Origin of the sequence: uncultured Microbacterium sp., from assembly GCF_947632095.1 — a bacterium.
Taxonomy (GTDB): domain Bacteria; phylum Actinomycetota; class Actinomycetes; order Actinomycetales; family Microbacteriaceae; genus Microbacterium.
Map to the genome: position 1 here is coordinate 71181 of NZ_CANROA010000001.1, position 16378 is coordinate 87558.

Annotated in this window: 17 protein-coding genes; 3 read left to right on the forward strand and 14 right to left on the reverse strand. The window is 66.8% G+C overall.

Annotation, left to right across the window (positions count from 1 at the left end; translation table 11 throughout):
* Nucleotides 1–101: 101 nt before the first annotated feature.
* Both rpsD and Q0Z66_RS00330 read right to left on the reverse strand, forming a co-directional pair.
* Entirely contained in the window at nt 102–731 is a 630-nt protein-coding gene (gene rpsD / locus Q0Z66_RS00325; RefSeq protein WP_298036292.1) for a 30S ribosomal protein S4, read from the reverse strand.
* Nucleotides 732–902: 171 nt separating this feature from the next.
* Nucleotides 903–2231: a replication-associated recombination protein A gene (locus Q0Z66_RS00330; protein ID WP_298036297.1), complete on the reverse strand. Its 1329-nt coding sequence runs from the start codon at nt 2229–2231 to the stop codon at nt 903–905.
* 92 nt (nt 2232–2323) lie between these two features.
* Here Q0Z66_RS00330 and Q0Z66_RS00335 point away from each other — a divergent pair, with 92 nt between their 5' ends.
* Genes Q0Z66_RS00335 through Q0Z66_RS00345 form a run of 3 tightly spaced genes read left to right on the forward strand, consistent with a single transcriptional unit; the run spans nt 2324 to nt 4632 of the window.
* Nucleotides 2324–2608, forward strand: coding sequence for a hypothetical protein (locus Q0Z66_RS00335; RefSeq protein WP_298036300.1), 285 nt, complete (start codon nt 2324–2326; stop codon nt 2606–2608).
* A gap of 53 nt (nt 2609–2661) precedes the next feature.
* Nucleotides 2662–4017: a DUF349 domain-containing protein gene (locus Q0Z66_RS00340; RefSeq protein ID WP_298036303.1), complete on the forward strand. Its 1356-nt coding sequence runs from the start codon at nt 2662–2664 to the stop codon at nt 4015–4017.
* 51 nt (nt 4018–4068) lie between these two features.
* Nucleotides 4069–4632, forward strand: coding sequence for a hypothetical protein (locus Q0Z66_RS00345; RefSeq protein WP_298036305.1), 564 nt, complete (start codon nt 4069–4071; stop codon nt 4630–4632).
* On the opposite strand, the gene Q0Z66_RS00350 is transcribed toward Q0Z66_RS00345, so the two are convergent.
* From Q0Z66_RS00350 to pdxS, 12 genes are all read right to left on the reverse strand, one after another.
* On the reverse strand, nt 4619–6868 hold the full coding sequence (locus Q0Z66_RS00350; RefSeq protein WP_298036307.1) for a bifunctional (p)ppGpp synthetase/guanosine-3',5'-bis(diphosphate) 3'-pyrophosphohydrolase: 2250 nt from the start codon (nt 6866–6868) through the stop codon (nt 4619–4621). The genes Q0Z66_RS00345 and Q0Z66_RS00350 overlap by 14 nt on opposite strands.
* A gap of 81 nt (nt 6869–6949) precedes the next feature.
* Entirely contained in the window at nt 6950–7939 is a 990-nt protein-coding gene (gene secF, locus Q0Z66_RS00355) for a protein translocase subunit SecF (protein WP_298036310.1), read from the reverse strand.
* Nucleotides 7939–9672, reverse strand: a complete 1734-nt coding sequence (gene secD, locus Q0Z66_RS00360; RefSeq protein WP_298036312.1) for a protein translocase subunit SecD — start codon at nt 9670–9672, stop codon at nt 7939–7941. Before secD ends, secF begins: the two co-directional genes overlap by 1 nt.
* Nucleotides 9673–9718: 46 nt before the next feature.
* Nucleotides 9719–10129 carry a preprotein translocase subunit YajC gene (locus Q0Z66_RS00365; RefSeq protein WP_298036315.1) on the reverse strand — a complete coding sequence of 137 codons (411 nt, stop codon included), beginning with the start codon at nt 10127–10129 and terminating at the stop codon, nt 9719–9721.
* Between the two features lie 70 nt (nt 10130–10199).
* Nucleotides 10200–11228, reverse strand: a complete 1029-nt coding sequence (ruvB, locus tag Q0Z66_RS00370) for a Holliday junction branch migration DNA helicase RuvB (protein WP_298036317.1) — start codon at nt 11226–11228, stop codon at nt 10200–10202.
* Nucleotides 11221–11841: a Holliday junction branch migration protein RuvA gene (gene ruvA, locus Q0Z66_RS00375; RefSeq protein WP_298036320.1), complete on the reverse strand. Its 621-nt coding sequence runs from the start codon at nt 11839–11841 to the stop codon at nt 11221–11223. The genes ruvB and ruvA overlap by 8 nt, the downstream gene beginning before the upstream one ends.
* An 18-nt stretch (nt 11842–11859) precedes the next feature.
* Complete coding sequence (gene ruvC / locus Q0Z66_RS00380; protein ID WP_298036323.1) at nt 11860–12435, reverse strand: crossover junction endodeoxyribonuclease RuvC; 576 nt, start codon at nt 12433–12435, stop codon at nt 11860–11862.
* 59 nt (nt 12436–12494) lie between these two features.
* Complete coding sequence (locus Q0Z66_RS00385) at nt 12495–13253, reverse strand: YebC/PmpR family DNA-binding transcriptional regulator (protein ID WP_298036325.1); 759 nt, start codon at nt 13251–13253, stop codon at nt 12495–12497.
* A gap of 116 nt (nt 13254–13369) precedes the next feature.
* Nucleotides 13370–14248: a DUF402 domain-containing protein gene (locus Q0Z66_RS00390; protein ID WP_298036327.1), complete on the reverse strand. Its 879-nt coding sequence runs from the start codon at nt 14246–14248 to the stop codon at nt 13370–13372.
* A gap of 9 nt (nt 14249–14257) precedes the next feature.
* Nucleotides 14258–14857, reverse strand: coding sequence for a pyridoxal 5'-phosphate synthase glutaminase subunit PdxT (gene pdxT, locus Q0Z66_RS00395; RefSeq protein WP_298036330.1), 600 nt, complete (start codon nt 14855–14857; stop codon nt 14258–14260).
* On the reverse strand, nt 14854–15318 hold the full coding sequence (locus tag Q0Z66_RS00400; protein ID WP_298036333.1) for a hypothetical protein: 465 nt from the start codon (nt 15316–15318) through the stop codon (nt 14854–14856). The genes pdxT and Q0Z66_RS00400 overlap by 4 nt, the downstream gene beginning before the upstream one ends.
* A gap of 109 nt (nt 15319–15427) precedes the next feature.
* Nucleotides 15428–16327, reverse strand: coding sequence for a pyridoxal 5'-phosphate synthase lyase subunit PdxS (pdxS, locus tag Q0Z66_RS00405; RefSeq protein ID WP_298036336.1), 900 nt, complete (start codon nt 16325–16327; stop codon nt 15428–15430).
* Between the last annotated feature and the right edge of the window lie 51 nt (nt 16328–16378).

Genomic DNA, 16378 nt, shown 5'->3' on the forward strand with positions numbered 1-16378 from the left:
CGTCATCCTCGTCATCCTCACCGCCGAGCGCGGTCTCTCCATCGTAGGCGGAAACGACAGAAGGCGTCGGGAAGCCCGACGCCTTCTGCTGTTGTGCTGTATCAGCGAGCCGCGTAGTACTCGACGACGAGCTGCACTTCACAGGTCACGGGGACCTCAGCGCGCTTCGGGCCGCGCACGAGGCGGGCCTGGAGCTTGTCGAGCTCGACCTCGAGGTAGCCGGGAACGGGAGGCAGGACCTCGGCGTGACCGCCGGCTGCTGCGACCTGGAAGGGCTCGGTGCCCTCGCTCTTGGGCTTGACGTGGATGAGCTGACCCGGCTTCACGCGGAAGGACGGGCGGTCGACGAGCTGACCGTCGACCATGATGTGGCGGTGCACGACCATCTGACGGGCCTGTGCGGTGGTGCGGGCGAAGCCGGCACGCAGCACGAGCGCGTCGAGGCGCGTCTCGAGGATCTCGACCAGGTTCTCACCGGTCAGGCCATCGATGCGACGAGCCTCGTTGAAGGCGATGCGCAGCTGCTTCTCGCGGATGCCGTACTGCTCGCGCAGGCGCTGCTTCTCACGCAGACGGACGGCGTAGTCGCTGTCGGCCTTGCGCTTGGTGCGGCCGTGCTCGCCGGGAGCGTAGGGACGCTTCTCGAGGTAGCGGGCCGCCTTCGGGGTGAGGGCGATGCCGAGAGCACGGGACAGGCGGACCTTGCGGCGGTCCTGGGACTTCGTAACCACGAAGTGTTCCTTCCGATGACGTGGACGTGACTTTCACGTCTCACGGACGTATCTCCGCGTTCTGCCCGAGGGCGCACGCCGGGGCGCCGTACGGGTGGGGTGTGAACGAGAAGATGCCCGAAAACTGAGTTTCGAGCCGCTCAATTCTAACAGATGGGTCGGATGCCGCGATCAGCGATCGTCGAGGATGCGACGGATGCGTTCGACGCGTGCTCCGATCTCCCGCTCGGCACCCAGATTCTTGGGTTCGTAATAGCGTCGGCCGACGAGCTCATCGGGCAGATACTGCTGCGGCACGATGCCATGGTCGGCATCGTGCGGATACACGTAGCCCTTGCCGTGGCCGAGGCGCTTGGCCCCGGGGTAATGCGCATCGCGCAGATGCGCCGGAACGCGCCCGAAAGCGCCCGCGCGCACATCGGCGATGGCGGCGTTTATCCCGTTGTAGGCCGCATTCGACTTCGCCGTCGTGGCGAGGTAGACCGTGGCCTCCGCGAGCGGGATCCGCCCCTCCGGCATGCCGATGAAGGCGACGGCGTCCGCCGCAGCGGTGGCGATGACGAGCCCCTGCGGGTCGGCGAGACCGATGTCCTCGGACGCCGAGATCACGAGGCGGCGGGCGATGAATCGGGGGTCCTCCCCCGCCTCGATCATGCGGGCCAGATAGTGCAGCGCAGCATCCGGGTCGGAACCGCGGATCGACTTGATGAACGCACTGATGACGTCGTAGTGCTCGTCCCCCTGGCGGTCGTACCTCAGAAGCGCGCGGTCCACCGCCTGCGCGACGTGCTCGTCGTTGATCCGGGCCGCGGGTTCGGCGCCGCTCGTCGAGACCGCTACGGCGGCGGCCGCCTCGAGGCCGGTCAGCGCTCGACGGCCATCGCCCGAGGCCAGCCGGACGAGCGCGGCGCGCGCGCTGTCGTCGATGGAGACCGAGCCGTTGAGACCGCGGGGGTCGTCGACGGCACGGTCGATGAGAAGCGCGATGTCGTCATCGGTCAACGGCTGGAGCGTGAGCAGCAGCGAGCGCGAGAGCAGCGGCGAGATCACGGAGAAGGACGGGTTCTCGGTGGTCGCGGCGATGAGGATGACCCAGCCGTTCTCGACTCCGGGCAGCAGGGCGTCCTGCTGCGCCTTCGTGAAGCGGTGGATCTCATCGAGGAAGAGGATCGTCGTCTGCCCGTAGAGGTCGCGCTGCGTGATCGCCTCCTGCATCACCTCGCGCACGTCCTTCACCCCTGCCGTGATGGCCGAGAGCTCGACGAAGCGGCGCCCCGAGGAACGAGCGATCGCCTGTGCGAGCGTGGTCTTGCCGGTGCCCGGCGGGCCCCAGAGGATGATCGAGACGGCCCCCGGCGATGATGCTTCGGGATCTGCGAGTGCGACGATCGGCGATCCGGCGCGTAGGAGGTGCTGCTGCCCGGCCACCTCATCGAGCGAGGTCGGCCTCATGCGCACGGCGAGAGGCGTCTGGCCCGAGAGCAAGGGTGCGGACGTCATCCCTCCAGGCTAGTCGCCGTGGCGGACATCGCGGCGGGGCGGCACCGGTAGGCTCGCATACGGCACCCTCCGGGTGCGCGAGGAGGATGATCATGGCAGCGCGCCGATCGAAGACCGCACGCACGCAGAACGAGCGTGCCCGCCGCTACGCCGCCCGAACGGCCTGGCACGAGCGCCAGATCAGTCGGCGCGTGCGCGACAACACGCTCGCGGGCATCGTCGCGGGCATCGTCATCCTGGGCGCCATCGCGAGCCAATCCGTTCATGCCGCTGTGACGGCACCGGCGCCGGAGACGACCCCCGCGCCCGGCGTGAGCGACACGCCACTGGAGAACCCGTTCATCGACCTGTTCACGACGGGCGCCTCCGCCGACTAGGCTGAGTGACGTCCTTTCCCCCTCACGCGGACTGACCGCGCAAGGAGCACATCGTGTCTGCCACCGAGCCTTCGAAGCCGACCCCGCCCGTCCCCGCACCCCCGCGCGTGCCCATGCCCCCGAAGACTGCCGCTCCTGCGGCCGCCGCACCGGTGGCACCGGTCTCGCCCGTCGCGGCATCCGACTCCGCCGACTGGGGTCGTGTGACCGAAGACGGCACCGTCGAGGTCCGCGAGGGCGACGAGTACCGCGTCGTCGGGCAGTACCCCGACGGGACGCCGGATGAGGCGCTCGCCTATTACGTCCGCAAGTTCGACGACCTCGCCTTCAAGGTCCACACGCTCGAGCAGCGCCACCAGGCGGGCGGCGCTTCCGCCAGTGACCTCACGAACCAGGCCAAGCACCTGACCTCCGAGGTGACCGGCGCTGCCGCCGTCGGCGACCTCGCTTCGCTGCAGAAGCGCCTCGAAGCCCTCACCGCAGAGCTCGCGGAGGCCAGCGCCGCCGAATCGCGCGAGGCCAAGCGCCTCGTCGATGAGGCGATCGCCGAGCGCACCGTGCTCGTCGAGAAGATCGAGGCCATCGCCGCGCGCGACCTCTCCAAGGTTCAGTGGAAGCAGGTGACCGAGGAGGTCACCGCGCTCTTCGACGCCTGGCAGGCTCAGCAGCAGAGCGGACCGCGTCTGCCCAAGGGCATCTCGCAGCAGCTGTGGAAGCGATTCCGCGATGCACGATCGACGGTCGACAAGGCCCGTCGTGCGTTCTATGCAGAGCTCGACGAGACCCACAAGGCGTCGCGCGATCGCAAGAACAAGCTCATCCAGCGGGCTGAGGCGCTCGCTCCGCAGGGCGTCGACGGCATCCCCGCTTACCGTGCTCTGCTTGACGAGTGGAAGGCTTCCGGACGCGCCGGCCGGAAGGCTGACGACGCGCTCTGGGCCCGCTTCAAGGCCGCCGGCGACGAGCTGTACGCCGCCCGTGCCGAGCAGTCCGCCGCCGAAGAGGCCGAGTCCGCGCCGAAGATCGAGGCTCGCACTGCGCTCCTCGAAGAGGCCAAGGCCGTCGCCGACGAGTCCGACATCAAGCAGGCCCGTGCACTGCTGACGCGAATCCAGCGTCAGTGGGACGAGGTCGGCCGCATCTTCCCGCGTGACAAGGAGCGTGCGCTCGACGACAAGCTGCGCACGATCGAGCAGGCGCTGAAGTCCCGCGAAGAGGTCGACTGGAAGCGCAACAACCCCGAGACCAAGGCCCGCGCCAACGACATGAGCCAGCAGCTCCTCGACGCGATCGAGAAGCTCGAGTCCGAGAAGGCAGCCGCCGAGGCGGCCGGTGACAAGAAGGCCGCTCAGCAGGCCGCCGAGTCGCTCGAGGCGCGTCGCGCCTGGCTCAAGGCCCTCGGAGCCTGACCTTATCCACAGCCGCCCCGGTGAGATCGGGAGGCACGGCACACTAGCAGTGTGAATCCGTGGCTCCTGCACCTCCCCGGGGCGTTGCTGTCCCCGGCCGAACTGAGCGCCGCGCGCTTGGACGGTCTGCTGTTCGAAGTGGGCGATGCCTATATGCCGGCTGATCTGCCCGAGAACGAAGAGGCTCGGGCGCTATCGCTGCGGCCGCTGCTGGTTCCCGGTTATGGGTTGTGCGGTCCGACGGCGGCCTGGGTGCTCGGCGCCGGAGACACCGCTCCCCTGCGCCACCACCTGCAGAGGGTGACGAAGCATCGTCCGCGGGTCGCGGGGTCCGCGTCCGTGGTCCTGCATGAGATGCAGGCTCCCGCAGAGGATCTGATCAGCATCGCCTCCCTGCCGGTGACGAACTCGCTTCGCACGCTCTGCGATCTCGCGCTGTGGGCCGATCGCGATCCGAACTATGAGAAGTGGTTCCGACTCTTCGCCGAGTGCAGCACGGATCTGCTCGAGGGCGCGGTGGAACGGCTGCGCGCCCGAACCCGGATGCCGGGGAAACGGGCCGCCATCGCACGGCTCGAGGAGATCTCCTCGAGCCGTGCGATCAGGACGATGTAACGCGGTAGACGTCGTAGACGGCTTCGATGCGTCGCACGGCGTTGAGCACACGGTCGAGGTGGACGGCATCGCCCATCTCGAAGACGAATCGGCTGATGGCCAGACGCTCGTCGTTGGTGTGAACCGTCGCCGAGAGGATGTTGACATGGTGCTCGCTGAGAACCCGGGTGACATCCGAGAGCAGCCCCGAACGGTCGAGCGCCTCGACCTGGATCTGGACGCGGAATACGCTCTTGGTGGTGGGGGCCCAGGAGACCTCGACGAATCGCTGTTCCTCGCCGCTGAGAGCCTTGACGTTGACGCAATCCGCACGGTGCACGGACACGCCGCTTCCTCGGGTCACGAACCCGACGATCCCGTCTCCGGGAACGGGCGTGCAACATTTGGCGAGCTTGACGAGGATGTCGTCGGCTCCGCGGACGAGGATGCCGGAGTCGCTGCGGCGGGGCTGATGGATGCGAGTGTGTCCCGGTAGATCGATCGCACCGGTGGCCGTGTCATTCGCCGCGATGAGCGCGGTCACTTTCTCGAGCACGGATTGCGTCGAGACGTGGCCTTCGCCGACGGCCGCGTACAGGGCGGAGACGTCCTCATAGTGCAGTTGCTGGGCGACATCCGCGAAGGAGTCCTGGCTCATCAGCCGCTGCAGGGGCAGGTTCTGCCGGCGCATGGCGCGGGCGATGGATTCCTTGCCCTGCTCGATGGCCTCTTCGCGGCGCTCCTTCGTGAACCATCCGCGGATCTTGTTGCGCGCGCGGGTGCTCTTGACGAAGGTCAACCAGTCCTGGCTGGGGCCCGCGTCCGGATTCTTCGAGGTGAAGACCTCGATGACGTCGCCGCTCTTGACCTCCGTGTCGAGCGGGACGAGACGTCCGTTGACCTTCGCGCCCATCGTGCGGTTGCCGATCTCGGTGTGCACGGCGTAGGCGAAATCGACGGGCGTGCCGCCGGCGGGCAGGCCGATGACCCGTCCCTTCGGCGTGAAGACGTAGACCTCTTTCGCGCCGATCTCGAAGCGCAAAGAGTCGAGGAACTCGCTCGGGTCGGCGGTCTCCGCCTGCCAATCGGAGATGTGCGCGAGCCACGTCATGTCGGTGTCGGTCGGACCGCCGGCTGTCTTGCCGCCGTTCATCCGCTCCTTGTACATCCAGTGCGCTGCCACGCCGAACTCGGCCTGCTTGTGCATCTCGTGGGTGCGGATCTGAATCTCGACGGTGCGACCGCTCGGACCGATGACGGTCGTGTGAAGCGACTGGTAGAGGTTGAACTTCGGTGTCGCGATGTAGTCCTTGAAGCGCCCCGGCAGCGGTGTCCATCGAGCATGGATGGCCCCGAGAACCGCGTAGCAATCACGAACCGAGTTCACCAGAACGCGGATGCCGATGAGATCGTAGATGTCATCGAACTCGCGTCCTCGGAGGACCATCTTCTGGTACACGGAGTAGAGCTGCTTGGGGCGCCCGCCGACCTTGCCGCGCAGGCGGAGATCGTGGAGGTCTTCGTTGATCGATTCGATGACCTGCTTGAGGTACTTCTCGCGCTGCGGAGTGCGCTGCGCGATCAGACTGCTGATCTCCGCGTAGATCTTCGGATGCAGGACGGCGAAGGAGAGATCCTCCAGTTCGGACTTGACCGTCTGGATGCCGAGACGATTCGCGAGAGGCGCGTAGATCTCGAGCGTCTCGCGAGCCTTGCGCTCCGCCTTCTCGGGGGGCACGAAGCCCCAGGTGCGTGCATTGTGAAGGCGGTCTGCGAGCTTGATGAGGAGTACGCGGATGTCTTTGGACATCGCGACGATCATCTTGCGGACGGTCTCGGCCTGGGCGCTCTCGCCGTATTTGACCTTGTCGAGCTTGGTGACGCCGTCGACGAGCATCGCGACCTCGTCGCCGAACGTATCGGTGAGCTCGGACAGGGCGTAGCCGGTGTCCTCCACGGTGTCGTGAAGCAGCGCCGCGGCGACGGCACGAGGGCCGAGTCCCATTTCGGCGAGGATCTGCGCGACGGCCAGGGGGTGCGTGATGTACGGCTCGCCGCTCTGACGCTTCTGCCCCTCGTGCTTCTCCTTGGCGACCGCGTAGGCGCGCTCGATGATCGCGAGGTCGCCCTTCGGATGATTAACCCGAACCGTGCGAATCAGATTGTCGAGATCGTTGATCCGGGGCGCGCGGGAGAAGATGCGGGGCACGAGCCTTCTCAAGCTTGATCCCTGCGTCGACGAATTCGCATCCGCCATCACATCACACCTCCGGGTCAGGTCATCTTACGCTTCTGTCCGCCGGCGGGCCGGCGGACAGAAGTTATCAGGTGTCAGTTATTAGGCGTCCGCGGCTGCGCGTTCGCGCAGCTCGAGCACCTTGGCATCGCGTTCGGTGATCTCGAACTCGTTCTCGCGGAACAGCGAGTACAGCGGTGCGGCGACGAACAGGGTCGAGTAGGTCGCGACGAGGATTCCGACGAAGATCGATAGCGAGATGTCGGTCAGGGTGTCGGCGCCGAGCCAGAACGCACCGATGAAGAGGATCGCGCCGACGGGCAGCGCCGCGACGATCGAGGTGTTGATGGAGCGGATCAGCGTCTGGTTCACTGCGAGGTTCACCGATTCACCGAACAGGCGGGAGGAATTCTCACCGTCCTCCGTCGTGTTCTCACGAATCTTGTCGAAGACGACCGTCGTGTCGTACAGCGAGTACGCGAGGATCGTCAGGAATCCGATCACCGCCGCCGGTGAGATCGAGAATCCGGCGAGGGCGTAGACACCGACCGTGATGACGAGCACGTCGAGGAGACCGATGATCGCGGCGGCAGACATCTTCCAGGTGCGGAAGTAGATCGCGAGGATGAGGAAGGTCAGCGCGAGGAAGATCACCAGGCCCCAGAGGGACTGCTTGGTCACGTTCTCGCCCCACGCCGGTCCGATGAAGGATGCCGTGACCTCATCGGGGTCGACGTCGTAGGCTGCTGCGAGCGAACGTGCGACTGCCTGGGTCTCCTCCGAGGACATCTGGGAGGTCTGCACGCGGATGTCGCTGCCGCCGACGACGACGACCTTGGTCGTGGCGTCAGGCACGATCTCCTGCACGGCTTCGGACGCGAGTTCCTGGTCCGTGGAGGAGGGCGCCGTCACGGTGAACTGCGAGCCGCCGGTGAATTCGATGGAGAACTGCACGGGGCGGAAGAACGGCACCAGCACCGCCCCCAGCACCAGCGCGATCGCGATGATGAACCACAGGCGCCGCTTCGCGACGAAGGGGAAGGAGGTCTTTCCCGTGTAGAGGTTGTTGCCGAACTCATTCATGGAGGCCATCAGTGCTCTCCCTCGCTTCCGGCGTCGGTCGTTCTATCGCCCGCGAGGGCTTCGGCACGTTTACGTTCTGCGATCGTTTGGCGGCGCTCGGCCTCGCCACGGGATCGGGACTTCTTCCCGCCGCCGCGTCCGGCTGCCGGTGCGGCCACGGCGCGGTATTGCGTGCGCGCGTGGTAGACGGCTCCGAGCGCATCGGGGTCGAGGCCCGACAGTTTGTGCCCGCCCCCGAAGAACTTCGTGCGGGCGAGGATCTGCATGACCGGGTGGGTGAAGATCACGAAGATGAACACGTCGATGATCGTCGTGAGACCGAGCGTGAAGGCGAAGCCCTTCACTGTTGCATCCGCGAGGATGTACAGCACGACCGCAGCGAGGATGTTGATCGACTTGGAGATGTAGATGGTCCGCTTGGCGCGCCCCCATCCGTCTTCCACCGCGCTGGTGATCGACTTTCCGTCTCGCAGCTCGTCTCGTATTCGCTCGAAGTAGACGATGAACGAGTCGGCGACGAAGCCGATCGAGACGATCAGACCGGCGACACCGGCCAGCGACAGGCGGAAGCCGAGACGCCAGGCGAGGATGCAGACGATGATGTAGGTCAGCACGCCCATCACGGCGATCGAGGCGATGATGACTGCGCCGAGTGCACGGTAGCTGACGAGCGAGTACAGGGCGACGAGCGCCAGGCCGATGAGACCGGCGATCAGACCGATCTGCAGCTGCTGAGTTCCGAGCGTCGCGGAGATGGTCGCCGAGCTCTCGGTCGTGAAGCTCAACGGCAGCGCGCCGTACTTGAGCTGGTCAGCGAGCGTCTGGGCCGTCTCCTGCGTGAACTGCCCGGAGATGCTCGGCTTGCCGTTGAGGATCTGCGCGTTCATCTGCGGGGCAGAGATCACCTTGCCGTCGAGGACGAAGGCGAACTGGTCGCGAGGGCTCAGACCCGACAGCTGGTTCTGGAAGAGCCGCTGACTGATCTCGCCGAAGACCTTCGTGCCGTTCTTGTCGAGCACGAGGTTGACCGTCCACTGACCGTTCTGCTGGTCGCGTCCGCTGGTGGCGTCGTCGATCGCGTCGCCGGTGAGCTCGGTCGGGCCGAGGATGTACTTGATCGAGTTGGTCTCATCGCACGTGATGAGCGGCTGGTCGGCCGGTGCGTTGGACGGATCGTTCTCGGGGGCGGTGCAGTCGTAGGCGAGGAACTCGGCCTGGAGCTTCTCCGTCACCCAGGCGAGATCGCTGCCATCGGTCGGATCGGGCGTGGGAACGGCGTTCGCCGTCGCATCCGGCGTCGGGTACGGCGTCGCGTTGCCGTCTTCGCCGACGAACTGGTTCGCGGGCTGACCGACGTAGATCACCGAGCGGAACTCGAGCTGTGCGCTCGCTTCGATGCGCGCTCGGGTCTCGTCATCCGCGGCACCGGGGATCTGGACGACGATGTTGCGTCCGCCCTCGGTCGTGATGTCAGCCTCGGCGACACCCGACGCGTCCACGCGCTGACGGATGATGGCCGCAGCCTGGTCGAGCTGCTCCTGCGTCGGGTTCGCACCATCCTCCGTGACTGCACTGAGCACGATCTGCGTCCCGCCCTGCAGGTCGAGGGCGAGCTCAGGTGTCCAGGAGCTCTTCTTGAACCCGTAGACGCCGAGAGCGTTGATGCCGAACAGAAACGCTGTCACGATGACGAGTCCGATGAGGACCTTCCAGGCGTGACGGACTGGAGAGGAAGAAGCCACGTACGTTCAGCTTTCTACGATGATGCGCGAACGGGAGAGGAGAGGTTTACTTGTCGTCGGCGTTGCGCTCGAGTCGTGCCTGGGTCTCTTCCGGGGTTTCGACGATGACTTCGGGCATGTCCGACAGGGAGGTGCTCTCGGACTCATCGGCGCTGTCGACCTCGACATCATCCGAGACGGCCTCGTCCTCGACGATGCGGAGGATTGCCTGGCTGTGCACCTCGATGACCGTTCCGGGAGCGATCTCGATGTGCGCAGGGCGGTCGAGGTTCTCGGCGTCGTATTCGACGATCGTGCCGTAGATGCCGCCCTGCAGCAGGACCTTTGCACCGGGCACGGACTTCGTGGCCTTCTCCTCCTGCTCGGCCTTCAGCTGCTTCTGACGCTTGCGCGTGTTGACGAACATGAAGACCAGCAGAACGGCGAGGAGGCCGAAGAGAACGAATTCCATGGGCATGGCGGAGAGCCTTTCGGTATGCACGCCGACAGCGCCAGCGCAATGGGGATTCAGGTGAAGTCTTCAGCGATTATAGGTCATCTGCCGATGCGGCAGCCTCGGGGTGACGCAGCCCGAGGTGCGTGTACGCCTCGGGCATCGCGACGCGCCCGCGGGGCGTGCGGCCGAGGAAACCGATGCGGACGAGGTAGGGCTCGACGACGCTCTCGACGGTCTCTGCTTCCTCCCCGACGGCGACCGCGAGGGTGCTGAGCCCGACCGGTCCGCCGCGGAAGCGACGTACCAGGGTGTCGAGCACAGCGCGGTCGAGTCGGTCGAGGCCGATCGGATCCACATCGTAGAGCTCGAGTGCAGCGTTCACCTCGGAGACGGAGGTCGTTCCTCGTTCTCCGTGCACGAGCGCGTAGTCGCGGACGCGGCGCAGCAGACGGTTGGCGATTCGCGGGGTTCCGCGGGAGCGGCGGGCGATCTCGCTGAGAGCATCCGTCGGGAGCGTCACACCGAGCACGCCGGCAGAGCGGGAGATCACGTGCTCCAGGTCGCTGTCCTCGTAGAACTCGAGGTGACCGGTGAAGCCGAACCGATCGCGCAGCGGGTTCGGCAGCAGACCGGATCTCGTTGTGGCTCCGACGAGAGTGAACGGGGCGAGATCCAGAGGGATGCTGGTTGCGCCGGCGCCCTTGCCGACCATGATGTCGATGCGGAAGTCCTCCATCGCGAGATAGAGCATCTCCTCCGCGGAGCGCGCCATCCGATGGATCTCGTCGATGAAGAGAACGTCGCCCGGGAGCAGGCTCGACAGAAGGGCTGCGAGATCACCCGCATGCTGGATGGCCGGGCCGCTGGACAGGCGAAGTGGGCGCTCGCTCTCATGCGCGACGATCATCGCGAGCGTCGTCTTGCCGAGTCCGGGAGGGCCGGCGAGGAGAATGTGGTCGGGCGGACGATTCTGGATGCGCGCCGCGTCGAGAAGCAGCTGCAGCTGGCCGCGCACCTTCGGCTGGCCGACGAATTCACCGAGGCTACTCGGGCGCAGGGCTCCTTCGATGGCGAGTTCTGCCTCATCGATGGGTTCGGAGGCATCGCGCAGCTCATCCACGGGCGGAACCACCCTTCGCGGGACCGAGGGATGCGAGGGCCTGGCGCAGCAGAACCGGCACCGAGGCGCGGTCCTCGTCGTTTGCGACCTCGATCGTCTGCTCGGCGGCCTCGGCCGCGACCTTCTCGGACCACCCGAGCCCGATGAGAGCAGCGGTCAGTTGGGTGATGACCATGTCGGCTCCGGAAGCCGGGCGCCCGCTGCCGGGAGTCGGCTCCGGCAGCTTGCCCGCCAACTGTACGACGATGAGCTTCGCGGTCTTCGGACCGATTCCGGAGACGCGGCGGAACGGCGCATCGTCGTCATCCGTCACGGCGGCGGCGATCTGATCGACGGTGAGATGACCGAGAACGCCGAGGGCGGACTTCGGGCCGACTCCCGTGACGCTGAGCAGAATCGTGAAGACCTCGAGCTCTGCGGCATCCGTGAATCCGTACAGCGTCATCGCATCTTCGCGCACGATCAGGCTCGTGTGCAGACGCAGCTCGCCGTCGACGTGCGCCGTGCGTGCGACATCCGCGGGCACGAAGACGAAGAATCCGACGCCGCCGACCTCGATGACGACGTGATCGGCGCCGGAGGACAGCACGGTGCCGCGCAGGGAGGAGATCATGCTCTCATCCTATGCGCGTCATCGTACGTATGTTCGAGCGACACGCTCCGCGTCTGCCCAGGCCCGCTGCGCCGGAGTCAGAGCATTCGTGCCGTCCGGTGTTGCCGCACCGCGACGCCAGGCATGGCACAGTGCGATCGCGAGTGCATCGGCGGCGTCGGCCGGCTGCGGAGGGGCATCCAGGCGCAGGATGCGGGCGATCATGGCCTGTACCTGCTTCTTGTCCGCCGACCCGTATCCGGTGACCGCAGCCTTGACCTCGCTCGGTGTGTGCGTCGCGGCCGGGAGCCCCGCTTCGGCCGCGATCAGCAGGGCGACACCGCTGGCTTGGGCGGTGCCCATGACCGTGCTCGTGTTGTGCTGAGCGAAGACGCGCTCGACGGCGACAGCATCAGGCCGGTGCTCCGCGAGAACGGCCCGGATGCCCGCGGCGACCCCTGCGAGACGTTCGCCGATCGGGGCGTCGACGGGTGTGCGAACCACACCGACATGCACGAGCGTTCCGCGCCGGGCGCGATCGACGTCGACGATCCCGATGCCGCATCGGGTCAGGCCCGGATCGATGCCGAGCACGCGCAGAGAAGAAGCCGCCACTCCCCCAGGCTATGCGCCCGGCGGAGCGGCGGCTTCGACGACACTCGGTGCGCGCGTGCTTACTCGTCTTCCTCGAGCTCGGCCTGCACCTCGGGAGTGAGGTCGAAGTTGCTGAAGACGTTCTGCACGTCCTCGCTGTCTTCCAGCGCGTCGATGAGGCGGAAGATCTTGCGCGCCGTGTCGGCGTCGATCTCGACCTTGAGGTTCGGGACGAACTCGATGTCGGCCGAGTCGTACTCGATGCCGGCATCGACGAGAGCCGAACGGACCGGAACCAGGTCGGTGGCCTCGGTGATCACCTGGAAGCCCTCGCCGTGCGCCTCGATCTCTTCTGCGCCAGCCTCGAGCGCCGCCATCATGACGTCGTCCTCGGTCGTGCCCTCGCCGCCCACGACGACGACGCCCTTGCGGCTGAAGTTGTAGGCGACGCTGCCCGGATCGGCAAGCGTCCCGCCGTTGCGGCTGAGGGCGGTGCGCACCTCGGCCGCCGCACGGTTCTTGTTGTCGGTCAGACACTCGATCATGAGTGCGACACCGTTGGGGCCGTAGCCTTCGTACATGATCGAGGTGTACTCGACAGCTTCGCCGCCGATTCCCGCACCGCGCTTGATCGCGCGGTCGATGTTGTCCTTGGGGACGGAGGTCTTCTTAGCCTTGAGGACGGCGTCGTAAAGCGTCGGGTTGCCGGCCAGATCAGCGCCGCCGAGCTTCGCTGCGACCTCGATGTTCTTGATGAGCTTCGCCCACGACTTGGCACGGCGCGAGTCGATGACGGCCTTCTTGTGCTTCGTCGTGGCCCATTTGGAATGCCCTGCCATGTCTGTCTCCCGATCGTCTCGCGCTTTTTGCGCGGTTCAGTCTACGCGCATCGCTGCGTCGTCCAGTCTAGGAGATTGCGGTGACGCCGTTGGTCTACGGGGTTCGGAGCGCCCGATCATCCCTCCAGGCTGGTGCGGCCCGACCGGGCGCGCGCCGCATCCACGATGGCGTTCGCCGGCAGTCGCACCGGGGCGTCCGTCACAGCATCCGGATTCCACGTGTCCCATCCCTCGTCGAGCGGCCACGCGCCTGAGGCGATGACCTCCCGCGTCGCGTGATCGGCCAGGGTGCGCACGGCCTCCGCCTGCGCGGAGGTGAACCGTCCCTGGTCGACCGCTGCCGCGAGCTCGTCGGCGTCCTTCAGCCAGACGTCCTCGCTTCCGGGGTGCTCCGCCTCGATCCACAGGTCCAGCACGAGATCTCGTGAGTAGATGCTGGGTGACGTGCCCCCGATTCGCCGGTGCGGCAGTTCGAGATTCACATACACCCCGGCGGGCGTCCCATCGGGCGCCCGGAAGAACCAGAGCGACCAGGGCTTGCCCGTCGGCGCGACGCGCAGGACGCCCTGCCCCCTCCAGGTGGTCTCGCGCATCACCCACGGGATGCTGAATCGCTCGTGGACCGGGACGTCCCGTGTGCGGCGACCATCGGCGGGCGCGGACTCCAAGCGCTCGGATCCCGCCGGGATCCAGATCACCAGGCCGCGCTCATCGTCTCTGACCACGCGGACGGCCTCGACATGTCGCGAGTACTGCCACAGGATCGTCTCGCCCGGTGTGAACCGCGGGGCGAACGGGGCGCCGGAGGGCACGACGTCCCGCGATCCGGAGATGGGACGCCCCTCCTCGCCGGCGTTCTGCTCGAGCAGGGCGATCGCCTCGTCGACCGAGACGCTCTCGGAGGAGATCCGCGCCCATCCGTCCCCGCGTCTCCCGATGAGCTCCATGGTCCCACCGCTTGCGCTGACGTCCCGGGTTCCGATCGGCGATCTCATCCCGCCACGCTATCGGCTCCGCGCTCGGTACTGCGCCGCGTCGGTGATCAATCGTTCGTGGAAGCGATGTTCGCCGGAGATTTCCGGGTGGAAAGCCAGCCCGACGATGCTCCCCTGCACGACGGCGACCGCGCGCCCGTCGTCGAGCATCGCGATGGTGCCGGCGCGAGGCCCGACCGACTCGATCACCGGACCGCGGATGAATGCCGCGTCGACCGGGCGTTCATCGAATCCCGCGACATCCAGCGCCGCCTCGAAAGACTCTGCCTGTCGACCAAAGGCATTCCTGCGGACGACCACGTCGAGCCCGCCGATAGTCTCCTGACCGTCGACGCCGTCTGCGACGGCATCCGCCAGCATGATGAGGCCCGCGCATGTGCCGAGCACCGGCATCCCGTCCGCGATCGCGGCGCGGATCGGATGCTGCATCCCGAACTGCCGGGACAGCTTGTCGATGACCGTCGATTCACCGCCCGGGATGACGAGCCCATCCACCTGCACGAGATCTTCGGGGCGGCGGACCCGGATCGTCTCGGCGCCGAGGGCCGACAGCATCCGCTCGTGCTCGCGGACGTCCCCCTGGAGCGCGAGCACGCCGATCATCGTCATGCGTTCCGCTCCGCGGAGGTTGTTGCACGCTGCGGAGGCTTCGGGTCGGAAAGTCCGCCACGTGCAACATCGTCCGCCGTGCGCAACGCCGGCCGCGCCGCGATCACCTCCGGGACTGCGCCCGGCCCGCGCATCGGATGCTTGGCGCAGCGGGGCGACGCCACGGCGCGCATCCCCGGTCCGCCGCAGACCTCGCAGAGGGATGCCGTGCGCTCCTGCGCCTCATGGGCCAACCGGCGCGCCCGCGCGCTCACGACGGGGAACTCGGCCAGGTACCGCAGGCGCCCGGCCTTCTGCCACACGCCGTGGTTGATCTCGTAGTCGCCGACGAGGGCGACGAGCTCGCGGTGCAGGGCGTTCACCACCGGCATCCACCCCACCGGCAGGCGCCACGAGGCATCCGGGGCGAGTGGGATGCGCGCGTCCGCCGTCGCTTGGTCGTCACGGTTCGCGTTGCACACGGCGGAAACTGTTGCAGACAGCGGAGGTCGCGTGCAAAAAAGTCCGCCAGGCGCAACAACGTCCGCTGTGCGCAACGCCGCGGGAGTGCGTCGCGCGATACGGATGCCGTCACCACCCGCGTTCGGACAGGCGATGCGGAGCAGGCAGGTCGGAGACGTTGATGCCGACCATCGCCTCGCCCAGACCGCGCGACACCTCGGCGATCACGGCAGGATCGTCGAAGAACGTCGTCGCCTTCACGATCGCGGCCGCGCGGGCGGCGGGGTCACCGGATTTGAAGATGCCGGATCCGACGAAGACTCCGTCTGCTCCGAGCTGCATCATCATGGCGGCATCCGCCGGCGTCGCGACACCGCCGGCGACGAACAGCACGACCGGCAACTCCCCCGTCTCGGCGATCTCGGCGACGAGGTCGTACGGTGCCTGCAGCTCCTTGGCGGCGACGTACAGCTCGTCCTTCGACAGCGCGCCGAGCGCGGCGATGTCACCGCGGATCTTCCGGATGTGCTTCATCGCCTCGGAGACGTCGCCGGTGCCGGCCTCTCCCTTGGACCGGATCATCGCCGCACCCTCGTTGATGCGCCGCAGCGCCTCGCCGAGGTTCGTCGCACCGCATACGAACGGCACCGTGAATCCGTGCTTGTCGATGTGATTGACGTAGTCGGCCGGCGAGAGCACCTCGGACTCGTCGATGTAGTCGACGCCGAGCTCCTGCAGAACCTGGGCCTCGACGAAGTGGCCGATGCGCGCCTTCGCCATGACGGGAATCGAGACCGAGGAGATGATGGCGTCGATCATGTCGGGATCGCTCATGCGCGAGACGCCGCCCTGTGCACGGATATCGGCGGGGACGCGTTCGAGGGCCATGACGGCGACGGCTCCGGCTTCCTCGGCGATCTTCGCCTGTTCGGCGGTGACGACATCCATGATGACGCCGCCCTTGAGCATCTCGGCGAGACCGCGCTTGACCCGCGGTGAACCGGTGACGGAGGGGACTTCAGAAACCATGAGCGAACCTTTCGAGCATCCAGAACTTCATTTGACCTAGGCCAGAACATA